This is a genomic window from Nocardiopsis coralliicola (genome assembly GCF_054779695.1).
The window spans coordinates 1-13,342 of the sequence record NZ_BAAGXT010000018.1 but is presented as its reverse complement, the minus strand read 5'-3'; the positions used below and the strand labels follow the sequence as shown (position 1 = coordinate 13,342).

The window sequence follows — 13,342 nt, the reverse complement described above, 5'->3', positions numbered from 1 at the left end:
CGCAGGCGAGTCCGGGACGTTCAGTCAGGGAGGCAGTTAATCTCCGCTCGATGACCGACAGACTTCGCAAATTTCGCGTCAGATGTGAGAAGTGGACATCCAATGCTTTCAGCCAGGGCCACATACATAGCGTCGTACGATGTGAGGTTTTCACGGAGCTCGTGAGCGCGAGGCTGCAGAGTCAGCATCGAATGCCGGACGATATGCAGGCTGCGGTAGTACTCCAGCATGATCAGGGCACGTTCCGGGGTAATCCGCACGTTGGGCTTGGACGTGATCGAGAGCCCTCGGATGACACTGGCGACTTCAGCATCGATCAGCGCCGGCGCATGAAGCCTGCGCGTGAACCTGCGGCGCAAGAGGTCGTCGTCTGTGCGCGCGGACAGGAGCCGGATGACGATGGAGCAATCCACGACATAGCTCACCGCCGCCCCTCCGACCTGAACTCTTCAAGGTCGCTCGCCGTGTAGTGGATCGGCGCTTCCGCAGCGAGTCGCTCCATAACCTGTTCAAGATCGGGATGGGCGGCCTCTTCCAAAATCAGCTCCCGAAGGTAGGCACTCAGCGACTGCCCCCTGCGAGCGGCGCGCTCTTTGAGCACCTCGACCGCATCGGCCGGAACCTCCCTCACTTGGACCACCGTCGTTTCAGCCATATCTTCACCGTAGCATGCACTTTGCATGCATCCAATGGTAGTAGCACCTTCCTTGCCCGTCAGGAACTTCGCCGAAAGGCCATAAAATCGACGGCGTGACCAGCAGTCCTTTCGCGGCAGTACAGGCCGGCGAGCTCGCGGCGGAGTTCGGGCGGCGCTTCGGCGGCGTGCCGGACGGGGTGTGGCACGCCCCGGGCAGGGTGGTGCTGATGGGCGAGCCGCTGGATCCGTCCGGCGGGCCGCTACTCACCGCGGCGCTGCCCTGGGGGGTGACCGCCGCGGTGCGGATGCGGACGTCCGGGGTGCGGGTGGCCCCGCGCCGGTTCCGGCCGGCAGCTCGGCGCGCCGCAGCCGCCGCAGCAGCCGCCGGCCTGGTCCCGGCCGGCTCCGGCTTCGACGCCGTGATCGCCACCGGGCTGCCGCACCGCTCCGGGCTCGGCACCGGGACCGCCGCCGAGGCTGCGCTGCTACTCGCCCTGGCCGGCGGCGACACTGCCGCCGCCGCGGATGCCGCCCGCCCGGACGCAGCCGCCCTGCTGCGCGCCGAAGCCGGCACGGCCATGCGGATCAACCGCCTCCGCGGCACGGCCCGCACGCAGCTCCCGTTCGACCTCGAAGCCGCCGGACTGCAGCTGCTGCTGACCGGGGTGCGCGGCACCCGCGGCCGGGTGCTCGACGGCGCCCGCGCCGACCTGCGCTCGCGCCGCACCGCGGCCCGCCGCCGCACCGAGGTCCAGCGCGCAACCCGGCTGCTCACCGGCGCCGGCCTGCTCGACTCCGCGCCGCTGCACGCCCTGCGCGACCTGCCCGCCGCGCTCGGAGCAGTGCACGATCCAGTGCTGCGCGGGCGGGTCCAGCACGTCGTCACCGAGGCCAACCGGCTGCAGGCCGCGGCCGGTCTGCTGCGCGCCGGCGTGCCCGGGGACATCGGCGCCGTGATGAGCGCGACGCACCTCTCCCAGCGCGGCGCATTCGCCGCAGTCACCCCCGAAGTGGACCAAGCGGTCGAGAGCGCCGTAGGCTTCGGCGCGCGCGGCGCCCGTACTGCGGGCGGCCGGGTCGGCGGCGCAGTGGTGGCACTCGCCGCCGCCGACCGGACCGAGACGATTGCCCGCGGCATCGGCGACGCGTTCACCCGGCGGGGCCTGTGCGCCCCCTGGACCGCCGCCGCCCTGCCCTCGCGCGGCGCGCACCGCCTCACCTGAGCACGCCCCGGCGCCCGGCCGGGGCGCGGACCGCCCCCGCTTGGAGCCCCCCATGCGCCGCCTCACCGCCCGAGCACCCGCCGCCGCACTGACGGCGGCCGCCTGCGCAGCGGCGCTGCTGACGGCGGCCGAGCCGGCCGCAGCGGCGGGTTACAACGGAGTCTGCGGGTCCGGCTACGGCGTGGTGAACAAGGCCGACGTCGGCGGCGCCGGCACGGTCTACCTCACCTACAACAACTCCAACGGCCGCAACTGCGCGGTGAGCGTGCGCTCCTCCCCCGGCGCGAAGATGGCGATGGACGTCCAGCTCGCCCCGGCCGGCAACCCGGACGCGGCCAAGCTGGACAGCGGTGACTTCGGCCAGTACGCCGGGCCGGTCTACCTGGAGGCGGCGGGCACCTGCGTCACCTGGAGCGCCATCATCGGCGACGCTGCCGGCGGCAAGGCGGGCACCAACTGCGGGTGATCGCGGGAACCGGAATAGCATGTGCCGGATCCAAACGGGTGGGAATGCAGCCAACCGACGGAAGATGGGCGAGCTGAACGATGGTGGACAGGCGCGGCCGGGGAGGCGGCGGAGACGACGACGCCCAGCACACCGGTGTCTTCCGGAGGGGCGGTTCCGGCGGCTACGACGAGATCGAGAAGATGTACCGGCCGACGTCCCGGATGCCTCCGGTCGACGACGACTACGACGACTTTGACGAACCGCCCCGGCGCTCCCGGTCGCACCAGGCCGGCCGCGAGTACGACGGCACCGGTCGCAACCGGCGCAACCGGGAGCGGCGGCAGCGCCGCGGCGGCTGCGTGCTGCTCACCGTGCTCATCCTGCTGCTGGCGGTACCGGCGCTGTTCTACTTCTGGGCCGACTCGCGGCTGGACCGCGTCGAGGCGATGCCGGACTACGAGGGCCGCCCCGACAAGCAGCCGGGCACGACCTACCTCATCGTCGGCTCCGACAGCCGCGAGGGCCTGAGCGACGACGACATGCAGGAACTGCGCACCGGCGCCGCGGAGGGCAAGCGCACCGACACGATCATGGTGCTCTACGTGCCCGAGGGCGAGGGCCGCCCGTCGATCGTCAGCGTGCCGCGCGACTCCTACGTCGCCATCCCGGAGATGGGCGAGAACAAGATCAACGCCGCCTTCGCCGAGGACCTCGGCGGCGGTCCGCAGGTGCTGGTGCAGTCCTTCGAGCAGGCGTCCGGGGTGCGCATCGACCACTACGTGGAGATCGGCTTCTCCGGCTTCGTCGACATCGTCGACGCGGTCGGCGGCGTGGAGATGTGCCCCGAGGAGCCGATGGAGGACCCCAAGGCGGGGCTCGACGTGGAAGCCGGCTGCCAGGACATGGACGGCTCGACGGCGCTCGGCTATGTCCGGACCCGCGACTCGGCCCGCGCCGACCTGGACCGGATCCAGCGCCAGCGGGAGTTCTTCAGCGCGCTGGTGTCCAAGGCCACCGACACCTCCACGCTGGTCAACCCGTTCCGGTCGGTCCCGCTGGTCCTGGAGGGCACCGACACCTTCGACGTGGACGAGGACGACCACCTGATCGACCTCGCCACGATGGCTCTGGCGATGCGCGACAAGCCCAACACCACCTCGGTGCCGGTCGGCTCGACTCCGACGCTGCCCGGCGCGGGCTCGGTCGTCATGTGGGACGAGGAGCTGTCCGGCCGCATGTTCACCGCCATGCAGGAAGGCGAACCCATCCCGGAGGACGTCCTGCAGGACTGACGAGACGTGCGGGGCCGCCGCGGCGGCCCCGCACAGCGAGTGGAGGGGCGCCGGCGCCAGCTGGCGCCCCTTCGCGCTCCAGCTCTGCCCCGCTGGCGCCGCGCGCAGGCGCGGTCCGGCCGGTAGGCGGCTCCGGAGCTGCGGCCGCCGCAGCGGGCCGATGGGGCCGCCCCCCCCGGCGCCTACGGGGTCCGCCCGTGCCGCCGAGCGGCGATCCGCCGCCGGGCGCGCCGCGTCCGGCAGCCGAGCCGGGAAAAAGCGAAGGGCCCGGCGCTGAGCGCCGGGCCCTTCTCGGTGACGTTCCGCACCGCGCGCGCCTACCCCCCAGCGGGCGCACGGCCGGCACGTCGTCTAGGGAAGACGTGGGCCGGAGGGCGATTGCTCGCCCCTTCCAGACAGGTACAACTCTAGGCAATGTTCGCAATCTTCGCGAACGAATGGCGTGTGGCCTTCGCCCTACGACCCGCGGGAACTCCCGGGAATACCCCGGCTGCTACCCTCCGTGGCCGCACGATCCATCATCGCATCTGCGCCCCCCGCGCGCCGGAGAACCGCGGAAAGGCGCACCGAAAAGCTCCGCGCCGGCCGCCCGGCGGGCGCACCGCACGGCGCCCCTCGGCCCGCACGGCGAAGGGGCCGCCCGCCCTGCGGCGGAGCGGCCCCTCAACCCTGCGCCGCCGTATACCCGGCGGGCAGCGGCGCTGCGCCCGGAGGCGCACTTGCGGCGCCTGCGGCGCGGACGCCCAGGTGATCAGGCCAGGCGCTTCTGCAGGTTCTCGTCGAGCGCGGCGAGGAACTGCTCGGTGGTGAGCCACTCCTGCTCGCCGCCGACCAGCAGCGCGAGGTCCTTCGTCATCTGGCCGCCCTCGACGGTCTTGATGACGACGTCCTCGAGCGTGTTGGCGAACTCGACGACCTTGGGGGTGTTGTCCAGCTTGCCGCGGTGCTCCAGGCCGCGCGTCCAGGCGAAGATCGACGCGATCGGGTTGGTGGAGGTCGGCTTGCCCTGCTGGTGCTGGCGGAAGTGGCGGGTCACCGTGCCGTGCGCCGCCTCCGCTTCGACGGTGCGGCCGTCCGCCGTGCGCAGCACCGACGTCATCAGGCCGAGCGAGCCGAAGCCCTGCGCGACCGTGTCGGACTGCACGTCGCCGTCGTAGTTCTTGCAGGCCCAGACGTAGCCGCCCTCCCACTTGAGCGCCGCGGCGACCATGTCGTCGATCAGGCGGTGCTCGTAGGTCAGGCCGGCGGCCTCGAACCGGGCCTTGAACTCGGCGTCGTAGATCTCCTGGAACACGTCCTTGAACATGCCGTCGTAGGACTTGAGGATCGTGTTCTTGGTGGACATGTAGACCGGGTAGTTGCGGTCCAGCCCGTAGTTGAGGCTCGCACGGGCGAAGTCCTCGATGGAGCGGCGGAAGTTGTACATCCCCATGGCGACGCCGCCGCTCTCGGGGAAGTTGGCGACCTCGAACTCGACCGGCTCGGAGCCGTCCTCGGGGGTGTAGGTCATGGTGACCGTGCCCGGGCCGGGGACCTTGAAGTCGGTGGCCTTGTACTGGTCGCCGTGGGCGTGGCGGCCGATGATGATCGGCTTGGTCCACCCGGGAACGAGCCGCGGCACGTTCTCGCAGATGATCGGCTCGCGGAAGACGACGCCGCCGAGGATGTTGCGGATGGTGCCGTTCGGCGACCGCCACATCTTCTTCAGGTCGAACTCCTCGACCCGGGCCTCGTCCGGGGTGATGGTGGCGCACTTGACGCCGACGCCGTACTGCTTGATCGCGTTCGCGGAGTCGACCGTGACCTGGTCGTCGGTCCGGTCCCGCTCCTCGATGCCGAGGTCGTAGTACTTGAGGTCGACGTCCAGGTAGGGCAGGATCAGCCGGTCCTTGATGAAGGACCAGATGATGCGGGTCATCTCGTCGCCGTCGAGTTCGACGACGGGGTTCTCTACCTTGATTTTGGCCATGGCTGTGCGGCTGTCCCTTCGTATCGGCGTGCGTCGCGTGGCTGGAGACCGCCGGTGGACGATAGATATCTCGATATCAAGCTTATTAGACGCCTACGAGGTCAGCTGCGGCGCCACCCACGCCAGCACGATGAGCCCCACGGCCAGCGCGACCGCCGTTCCGATGTCGAACCAGCGGCTGCGCACCGCGAGCATGCCGATCCGCTCCGCGGGCAGCAGCGCACGGAACGCGGCTGCCAGCAGCAGCGCGCCGGCGATGATCGCTGGGCCGCGCTTGAAGTAGGCGGCGCCCACGACCACGATGCCGGCGGCCATCGTGGCGAGCACCAGGAAGTAGGGGATCTGCGAGAGCCAGCCGGGGGCCGCGGCCTCGCCGCCGGCCTCGTCGGCTCCGCCGTCGGCTGGCGCCGCGCCGTCATCGCCGGCCGCGCGGCCCTGGTCCGCGGAGGCCGGTGACGCACCGCCGCCGTCCGCAGCGAGCCCAGCCGAGCCGTCCGCAGCGGCGGGCGCGCCGTCCGCGGTCTGCTCGGCTGCCTCTCGGGTACCGCCCGGCTCGGGCTGCCCGCCGGACTCCGGATGTTCTTCCGGCAGGTCTGCCGGCTGCATCTCCGGCCGCGCTGCGGGCTCCGGCGCCGTGCCGCCGGGTGCTGTGTCGGGTGCGCCCTCGCGGGCGTCGTCGGCTGCGACCTCTGCCTCCACCGTTCTCCGGCTCACCGTCAACCTCACGCTCGCTCTGCGCCGGGCACCGCACGCCGCGCAGCAATCGCCCGCGCCCGTGCCGTGCAGACTGCACTGTCCTCCTGCGCCGCCCGCCCCGCGGAGCGGCCCCACCGGGCGGCCCGGGGTGTGGCGCGGACCGGCCAGCGGCGGACACCGGATGCCCGCGCTCCGCTCGCCACATGTCCGAAACCCCGGGGAACGCGGTGGCCGCCGACGAGTGGAACCGCCGAAGGAACGCGTCGTGACTGGCCACCGGGTGCTCAGTGTAGTGAGTCGCGCCACCGCCCTGCCCCACGCCGCACGGTAACGGATCGCAGGGGGCGCCGCGTATACAGAGCCCTTACCGCGCCGAACGGGACGAACCTCCCGCGATGGGTCGGCAGCGGACGAGTCAGCGCGTAGAAACAGCGGACCCCGGGTAACCAACCATGAGACGAGTGCCACGGTGAGCGAGGAACGCCCCCATGAAGCCACCTCAGCAGGTCGCCGGCAAACGGTCCGCTCCTCTGCCGCGGCCCCCTGCCGCGCCCCACCGTGCACCCCCCGAACGGCCACGCCCCACTCCTGGAGGAACCACCGTGGACGGGCCCTACATGCGCGTTGAGGAAAACGGCGAGGTGTGCCGCCTGGTGGCGGAGGTGACGACCATCGGCCGCGGCGAGGGCGCCGACATCCGCCTCGGCGACCCCAGCGTCTCGCAGCTCCACGCCGAGCTGGTGCGGCGCGGCCCCTATGTCTACGTCGTCGACCTCGGCCTGTCCCGCAACGGAACCCGGGTCAACGGCCGCCCCATCACGCGGCGGGTCCTGGAGGAGGGCGACGTCCTCAGCTTCGGCTCGGCCCGCTGCCGCATCGGCGGCCTGCCGCGCGAGGACATCAACCCCGACGTGGAACTGCGCCGCGGCGCAGCGCCCGAGCTGACCCGGCGCGAGCTGGACGTGCTCACGTCGCTGTGCCGGCCGGCGCTGTCCGACGAAGCCTTCGTCTCGCCGGCCACGGCGCGGGAGATCGCCGAGGACCTCGTCGTCACCGAGGCCGCCGTCAAGCAGCACCTGCTGCGGCTCTACCAGAAGTTCCGGATCCCCGAAGGGGCCAACCGCCGCACCCGGCTGGCCAACGAGGTCGTCGCGCTGGGCCTGGTCCGCCCGATGCCGGCCCCGAGCCGGGAGCGCAAGGCCGGCTGAGCGGACCGGCCCGGGCAGCCGGGAGCCGGAACGGTGCCGGGGCCGCACTGGCCCCGGCACCCGCTCCCGGTCCCGGTCCACCGGGGGTGCCGGATGCGCGCTCAGCGGCCGCCGGCGAGCAGCTCGACCTGGCGCTCCGCGGCCTCCACGACGTTGACGAGGAGCATGGCGCGGGTCATCGGGCCCACCCCGCCCGGGTTGGGCGAGACGAGTCCGGCAACGCCGCGGACCTCGGCGGCGACATCGCCGGCCAGCCCCTGGTCGGTCCGGGTGACACCGACATCGAGCACTGCCGCGCCCGGCTTCACCATGTCGGCGGTGATCAGGCCCGGCACGCCGGCCGCCGCCACCACGACGTCGGCGCGGCGGACGTGCGCGGCCAGGTCGCGGGTGCCGGTGTGGCACAGGGTGACGGTGGCGTTCTCGCTGCGCCGGGTCAGCAGCAGGCCGATCGGGCGGCCCACGGTGATGCCGCGGCCGACCACGACGACCTCGGCGCCGTTCAGCTTCACGTTGTAGCGGGTGAGCAGGTCGACGATGCCGCGCGGGGTGCACGGCAGCGGCGCGTCCTGCATCAGCACCAGCTTGCCCAGGTTGGACGGCTGCAGGCCGTCGGCGTCCTTGGCCGGGTCGATGAGGCCGAGGACGCGGTTCTCGTCCAGGCCGCGCGGCAGCGGCAGCTGCACGATGTAGCCGGTGCAGGCCGGGTCGGCGTTGAGCTCGGAGACCGCCGCCTCTACCTCGGCCTGGGTGGCGGTGGCGGGCAGGTCGCGGCGGATGCTCTCGATGCCGACCTCGGCGCAGTCGCGGTGCTTGCCGCCGACGTAGGAGCGGCTGCCGGGGTCGTCGCCCACCAGCACGGTGCCCAGCCCGGGGGTTGCGCCCTTCTCGCGCAGCGCGGCCACCCGCACCGCCAGTTCGGCGCGGATTGCGGCCGCGGCCGCCTTGCCGTCCATGATCTCAGCGCTCACGTCAGTCCTCTCGGGAGAGCTCGTCGTCGGTGTCTCGTCACCGGCCCGGTGCGCCGGCCCCGCTGGCGAGGGAGCGGGGCGCGTCGGGCCCTTGCCGCTGCGCGGCGCTGCGCAGCACTCCCCCGCCGCCGGCGCGCGGGCCGCGCCCTGCGGCGCGCGTTCGGCGGACAGCTGCCCTGCTCGCACCATCCGCCGACACGCCCTAGTGGAAGAAGTGCCGGGTACCGGTGAGGTACATGGTGACGCCGGCCCGTTCGGCGGCGGCCACCACCTCGTCGTCGCGGACCGAGCCGCCGGGCTGGACCACGGCGCGCACGCCCGCCTCGGCGAGCGTCTCCAGCCCGTCCGGGAAGGGGAAGAACGCGTCGCTGGCCGCGACGGCCCCGCCGGCCCGGTCGGCGCCGGCCCGGGTGATCGCCAGCCGCACCGAGTCGACCCGGTTGACCTGGCCCATGCCGACGCCGACCGTGGCGCGGTCGGCCGCCAGCAGGATCGCGTTGGACTTCACGGCCCGCACTGCGCGCCAGGCGAAGTCCAGATCGGCGAGCGTGGCCGCATCGGCGGGCGCGCCGGTGCGCAGCTGCCAGCCGTCCGGCGCGTCGCCCGGCGCGTCGATCACGTCGGCGTCCTGCAGCAGCAGGCCGCCGCTGATCTGGCGCACCTCGGGCCGCGCGGAGCGGTCCGGCGCCGCTGCCCGCAGCAGCCGGATGTTCTTCTTCCGGGTGAGGATCTCCACCGCTTCCGGCGCGAAGTCCGGCGCGACGACGACCTCGGTGAACACCTCGGCGACCTGGGAGGCCATCCGCTCCGTGACGGTGCGGTTGGTGGCGATGACGCCGCCGAACGCCGACACCGGGTCGCACGCGTGCGCCTTGAGGTGCGCCTCGGCGATGTCGGCGCCTAGCGCGATACCGCACGGGTTGGCGTGCTTGATGATCGCGACGCACGGGTCGGCGAAGTCATGGGCGGCGCGCAGCGCGGCGTCGCCGTCGACGTAGTTGTTGTAGGACATCTCCTTGCCGTGCAGCTGCTCGGCGCGGGCCAGCCCGGGGCCCGCGGCGTCGCTGCCGACGTAGAGGGCGGCGCGCTGGTGCGGGTTCTCGCCGTAGCGCAGCGTCGCGGCGCGCGTGTAGGACTGGGCGTGGAAGTCGGCCCAGCCGCTGGCCTCCGCCTCGGCGTCGGGCGCATACGACTCCGCGAACCAGGTGGCGACGTCGGCGTCGTAGGCGGCGGTGTGCGCGAACGCCTTCGCGGCGAGGCGGCGGCGCTGCGGCTCGTCGAACCCGCCGCCGGCGACCGCCTCCAGCACCGAACCGTAGGAGCCGGGATCGACGGCGACGGCGACCGAGGCGTGGTTCTTCGCGGCGGCGCGCACCATGCTCGGGCCGCCGATGTCGATCTTCTCGATGCACTCGTCGTCGGAGGCGCCCGAGGCGACGGTGTCGGCGAACGGGTAGAGGTTGACCACGACCAGGTCGAACGGGGCAACGCCGAGGTCGTCCAGCGCCGCCCGGTGGTCGTCGCGGCGCCGGTCGGCGAGCAGCCCGGCGTGCACCTTCGGGTGCAGGGTCTTCACCCGGCCGTCCAAGCACTCGGGGAAGCCGGTCACCTCCTCCACCGGGGTGACGGCGATGCCCGCCGCGGACAGCCGCGCCGCCGTGGACCCGGTGGAGACGATCTCCACGCCCGCATCGGCGAGGCCGCGGCCCAGCTCCTCCAGTCCGGTCTTGTCGTAGACGCTGATGAGTGCGCGCCGAATGGCCTGCCGCGTCACCGGTTCTCCTCTGCTCGATTCCGGGAAGTGAGCTCCCCGCGGGCCAGCCGGCCGACGGCGTCGACGAGCAGGCGCCGCTCCGCGGTTTTGATCCGCGCGTGCAGCGAAGCCTCGTCGTCGCCGGGCTCGACCCGCACCGCGACCTGGTCGATGATCGGCCCGGTGTCGACCCCCTCGTCCACGAAGTGGACGGTGGCGCCGGTGACCGCCACGCCGTGCGCGAGTGCGTCGCGGACGGCGTGCGCCCCCGGGAAGGCCGGGAGCAGGGCCGGGTGGACGTTGACGATGGTGTGCCGCTCCAGCACCGGCGCGCCCAGGATCCGCATGAAGCCGGCCGCGACGACGAGGTCGGGCGCGTGCCCGGCGATGTCGTCGGCCAGCGCCGCGTTCCAGGCGGGCCGGTCGGTGTAGGCGGCGAAGGGGGTGCAGAAGACGGGGACGCCGGCCTGTTCGGCGATCTGCAGGCCGGCGGCATCGGGGCGGTCGGTTCCGACGGCGACGACGTCAGCGCCGAAGCCGGGGTCCGCCGCAGCGTCGAGGATGGCGGCCATGGTGCTGCCCGCCCCCGAAATGAGGACGACTACTCGCGCCGACAGTGTGCTTCCTCCTCCAGGAACACAGGAACAATAGGCACCCCGCTCAGGCCCGGGGTCGCGGTGGGAACGCGCAGCATCCGGGCCCCGTCATTCGGAGCAGGGGGCGGTGGAACCACCCTATCCCCCTGGGCACCTGCACACCGGAGCGCCCCCGAAGCTCGGGTAGCGTCAGAGGAGGTCGGACCCCCCGCTCCGCACCATCGAGTATCCGCCCCACCGAGATGAGGACGCTGTGACCGACGAGTCCCCGCAGCCGCGCGCCGACGGGCAGCAAGAGCCCACCGTGGAGAAGGGCGGCCTGTGGGCCGTCTTCTTCTCTGCAGCGGGCCTGCTCTGGCCGCCGTTCGGAGTGGTGTTCTCTGCGGTGGGGATCGTCCAGGGCCGCAAGGCCCGAAAGGCCGCGAAGGCCAGCAGGGGGCAGGCGCCGGGGGCGGTGCTGAGCATGGTGCTGGGCTGGGCCGGCGTGGTCCTGTCGACGCTGGCGATCGCCGGCTACGCGCTCTTCTGGAACGAGTACACGACCTACGCCGAGTGCTCCCAGCGCGCGCTCACCGTCGTCGGCCAGGACGAGTGCGACGCGGAGCTGCGCGGCGCCCTGTCCGAGCGCACCGGCGTCCCGGAGAACCAGATCCCGATCGGCTCCTGACCCGGCCGGTGCCGCTCAGCGGCGCGGCCCGCTCTCCGGGCCGGCCTCGTAGCTGATGCCGAAGAGCTCCTCGAGCTCCTCGTCGCCGTCCAGTTCGCCCGGCGCGGCCGGTGCGGGGCGCTCCGCGCGCCGCAGCGACGGCAGCCGGCGCCGCCGCGGGGTCTTCGGCGCCGATCCGGTGCGGACCCGCGGCCCGGGCCGGTCCGGGCCGGGCACCGCTTCCGCGCCGGGCGGCTCCGGCTCCCCGGCTGCGTCCGGCACCCAGGGTTCGGCGTCCTGAGCCGCAGACCGCACCGGGCGCAAGGACCGCTTCGGGCGCTTCGGGCGCTTCGGCTCCGTGTCGGGCGCGGGCTCGGGCTCGTCCCGCGGAGCGTGCGTACCGGGCTCCGGAGCACGTTCGGCGCCGCTGCCGGGGCGCGCGGGGCGCGGCGCCGTCGCGCGCAGGTGGCGCCAGTTCGCGATCCAGGCGGCGATGGCGGCGGCAACGCCCACCTCGAGCGCGGTGATCAGCCCGACCTGCCAGGCGGACGGCCCGACGGTCGCCATGCGCTCCGCCCCGATGGGGCCGCCCGCCAGCACCGAGAGCGCCGCGCACACCAGTCCCGTCGCGACGCCGCAGACGAAGCCCCACAGCGGCGCGGCCTCGCTGACGGCGGCGGGCGCGCTGCGCTGGGTCAGGATGCCGCCGACGATGCCCGCGATGAACGGCGCCGCCAGTGCCGCGAGCGAGGCGGCCGGGGCCGGCCCGTTGTCCGGCAGTGCCGACAGCAGCGGCACCAGCGGGACCGGTCCGACGGCGACCCCGGTCGGCGCGACCATGGTGCCGGCGCCGACCGAGAAGCCCGGGCCGACCGCGTAGGAGAGCCCGAAGACGACCGCGTTGGGCAGGTAGACGAACTGCAGGAGCAGCAGCAGGCCGCCGCCGACCGGGCCGGGGCCGAGGGTGCGGGTGAGGGCCATCGCATCGCTGAAGCCCGCCGCCAGTCCGGCCGCGACGAGCACGGTCCCGGCGGCCAGCAGCACGGCGGTCGCTCCGGCGGTGCCGGCGAGCAGCGAGCGCGGCCGGTCCGGCATGAGCTGCAGCAGCCGGCGGAACGGGATGCCCTTGTCGATCAGCTGCTGGCGGAGCACGCCCAGCCCGCCGGCGAGGAAGGCGAGCGCGAAGCCGGCCACGAGCGCCTGCAGCACGCTGGGGCGGACCACGTCGGTCTGCGCGATGAGGGCGAGGGTGCCGGAGATCGCGGCGTAGGGTCCGGCCAGGGCGAGCGCGGCGCGGAACATCGAGCGCAGCCGCGGCAGGTCACCGGCGCGGGCCAGGCGGCGGCCGGCCCGGTAGAGGAGCAGGCCGGGCAGGACGGCCAGGCCCAGCGGAAGCATCATGACCTCGCCGCCGGGGATGCCGAAGCCGACCTGGTGGCCGACGAGCCAGCCCTGCACGGCGGTGCGGGCGACGTCGCCGATCTCTTCGCCGAAGGCGTCGTGCGGTGCGGCGATCCAGCCGATGACGGCGATGGTGAGGATGACGGCCAAGCCGAGGCCCGCCGCCCACGCGGCAGCGAGGCCGCCGGCGGTGTAGAGCGGCCGGTGGTCGGCGGAGGGACGGGCGGAGGGAGGCGTCACGGCGCCCATGCTGCCAGCATCGGCGCGCCGCGGGCACCCCGCGACACCCGCGCACACAGCATTGCGCCCCGCCCCGGCGGTGCCGGGACGGGGCGCAGGACCGCCCGCTGCAGGGCGTGCGGCTTTCGAGCAGAGGCTCTTAGAAGAGCGCGCGCGCGAGCTTGGCCGTCTCGCTGGGGGTCTTGCCGACCTTGACGCCGGCGGCTTCCAGGGCTTCCTTCTTGGCCTGGGCCGTGCCCGAGGAACCCGACACGATCGCACC

12 protein-coding genes and 2 pseudogenes are annotated in these 13,342 nt (G+C 73.4%); 5 read left to right on the top strand and 9 right to left on the bottom strand.

Annotated elements, in window-relative coordinates:
• Nucleotides 1-20 precede the first annotated feature (20 nt).
• Both ACYVGT_RS14680 and ACYVGT_RS14675 read right to left on the bottom strand, forming a co-directional pair.
• Entirely contained in the window at nt 21-425 is a 405-nt protein-coding gene (locus tag ACYVGT_RS14680; RefSeq protein WP_460858367.1) for a type II toxin-antitoxin system VapC family toxin, read from the bottom strand.
• Nucleotides 422-655 carry a FitA-like ribbon-helix-helix domain-containing protein gene (locus tag ACYVGT_RS14675; protein WP_460858365.1) on the bottom strand — a complete coding sequence of 78 codons (234 nt, stop codon included), beginning with the start codon at nt 653-655 and terminating at the stop codon, nt 422-424. Before ACYVGT_RS14675 ends, ACYVGT_RS14680 begins: the two co-directional genes overlap by 4 nt.
• A gap of 95 nt (nt 656-750) precedes the next feature.
• Between ACYVGT_RS14675 and ACYVGT_RS14670 the strand changes: the two genes are divergently transcribed.
• The 3 genes from ACYVGT_RS14670 to ACYVGT_RS14660 all read left to right on the top strand — a co-directional run bounded on the left by ACYVGT_RS14670 (nt 751) and on the right by ACYVGT_RS14660 (nt 3,600).
• Nucleotides 751-1,860 (top strand): galactokinase family protein, encoded by a 1,110-nt coding sequence (locus ACYVGT_RS14670; RefSeq protein ID WP_460858363.1) that lies wholly within the window; start codon nt 751-753, stop codon nt 1,858-1,860.
• 52 nt (nt 1,861-1,912) lie between these two features.
• Nucleotides 1,913-2,326 carry a spore-associated protein A gene (locus tag ACYVGT_RS14665; protein WP_460858361.1) on the top strand — a complete coding sequence of 138 codons (414 nt, stop codon included), beginning with the start codon at nt 1,913-1,915 and terminating at the stop codon, nt 2,324-2,326.
• Nucleotides 2,327-2,406: 80 nt separating this feature from the next.
• Complete coding sequence (locus ACYVGT_RS14660; protein ID WP_460858359.1) at nt 2,407-3,600, top strand: LCP family protein; 1,194 nt, start codon at nt 2,407-2,409, stop codon at nt 3,598-3,600.
• Nucleotides 3,601-4,351: 751 nt separating this feature from the next.
• Here ACYVGT_RS14660 and ACYVGT_RS14655 read toward each other — a convergent pair.
• Together ACYVGT_RS14655 and ACYVGT_RS14650 are read right to left on the bottom strand one after the other, a co-directional pair.
• On the bottom strand, nt 4,352-5,569 hold the full coding sequence (locus tag ACYVGT_RS14655) for an NADP-dependent isocitrate dehydrogenase (protein ID WP_460858357.1): 1,218 nt from the start codon (nt 5,567-5,569) through the stop codon (nt 4,352-4,354).
• A 93-nt stretch (nt 5,570-5,662) separates the two neighbouring features.
• Nucleotides 5,663-5,929: pseudogene (locus ACYVGT_RS14650) on the bottom strand (DUF3017 domain-containing protein); the annotation flags it as partial.
• A gap of 938 nt (nt 5,930-6,867) precedes the next feature.
• Here ACYVGT_RS14650 and ACYVGT_RS14645 point away from each other — a divergent pair.
• Complete coding sequence (locus tag ACYVGT_RS14645) at nt 6,868-7,473, top strand: FHA domain-containing protein (protein WP_460858355.1); 606 nt, start codon at nt 6,868-6,870, stop codon at nt 7,471-7,473.
• A gap of 101 nt (nt 7,474-7,574) precedes the next feature.
• On the opposite strand, the gene ACYVGT_RS14640 is transcribed toward ACYVGT_RS14645, so the two are convergent.
• The 3 genes from ACYVGT_RS14640 to purN form a co-directional block, all read right to left on the bottom strand.
• Nucleotides 7,575-8,429, bottom strand: coding sequence for a bifunctional methylenetetrahydrofolate dehydrogenase/methenyltetrahydrofolate cyclohydrolase (locus tag ACYVGT_RS14640; RefSeq protein ID WP_460858512.1), 855 nt, complete (start codon nt 8,427-8,429; stop codon nt 7,575-7,577).
• A 217-nt stretch (nt 8,430-8,646) separates the two neighbouring features.
• On the bottom strand, nt 8,647-10,218 hold the full coding sequence (purH, locus tag ACYVGT_RS14635; protein WP_460858353.1) for a bifunctional phosphoribosylaminoimidazolecarboxamide formyltransferase/IMP cyclohydrolase: 1,572 nt from the start codon (nt 10,216-10,218) through the stop codon (nt 8,647-8,649).
• Nucleotides 10,215-10,814, bottom strand: coding sequence for a phosphoribosylglycinamide formyltransferase (purN, locus tag ACYVGT_RS14630; protein ID WP_460858510.1), 600 nt, complete (start codon nt 10,812-10,814; stop codon nt 10,215-10,217). The genes purH and purN overlap by 4 nt, the downstream gene beginning before the upstream one ends.
• Before the next feature lie 232 nt (nt 10,815-11,046).
• On the opposite strand from purN, the gene ACYVGT_RS14625 reads away from it, so the two are divergent.
• A complete protein-coding gene (locus tag ACYVGT_RS14625) occupies nt 11,047-11,460 on the top strand; it encodes a DUF4190 domain-containing protein (RefSeq protein ID WP_460858351.1) in 414 nt (137 codons plus the stop codon).
• Between the two features lie 15 nt (nt 11,461-11,475).
• On the opposite strand, the gene ACYVGT_RS14620 is transcribed toward ACYVGT_RS14625, so the two are convergent.
• Nucleotides 11,476-13,089: a cell division protein PerM gene (locus ACYVGT_RS14620; RefSeq protein WP_460858349.1), complete on the bottom strand. Its 1,614-nt coding sequence runs from the start codon at nt 13,087-13,089 to the stop codon at nt 11,476-11,478.
• Between the two features lie 130 nt (nt 13,090-13,219).
• Nucleotides 13,220-13,342, bottom strand: a pseudogene (locus tag ACYVGT_RS14615) (succinate--CoA ligase subunit alpha); the annotation flags it as partial.

Coding starts and splice junctions, on each gene's coding strand:
- ACYVGT_RS14675 (WP_460858365.1), bottom strand. CDS start 655: ATGGCTGAAACGACGGTGGTCCAAGTGAGGGAGGTTCCGGCCGATGCG.
- ACYVGT_RS14655 (WP_460858357.1), bottom strand. CDS start 5,569: ATGGCCAAAATCAAGGTAGAGAACCCCGTCGTCGAACTCGACGGCGAC.
- ACYVGT_RS14665 (WP_460858361.1), top strand. CDS start 1,913: ATGCGCCGCCTCACCGCCCGAGCACCCGCCGCCGCACTGACGGCGGCC.
- ACYVGT_RS14620 (WP_460858349.1), bottom strand. CDS start 13,089: ATGGGCGCCGTGACGCCTCCCTCCGCCCGTCCCTCCGCCGACCACCGG.
- ACYVGT_RS14640 (WP_460858512.1), bottom strand. CDS start 8,429: ATGGACGGCAAGGCGGCCGCGGCCGCAATCCGCGCCGAACTGGCGGTG.
- ACYVGT_RS14660 (WP_460858359.1), top strand. CDS start 2,407: ATGGTGGACAGGCGCGGCCGGGGAGGCGGCGGAGACGACGACGCCCAG.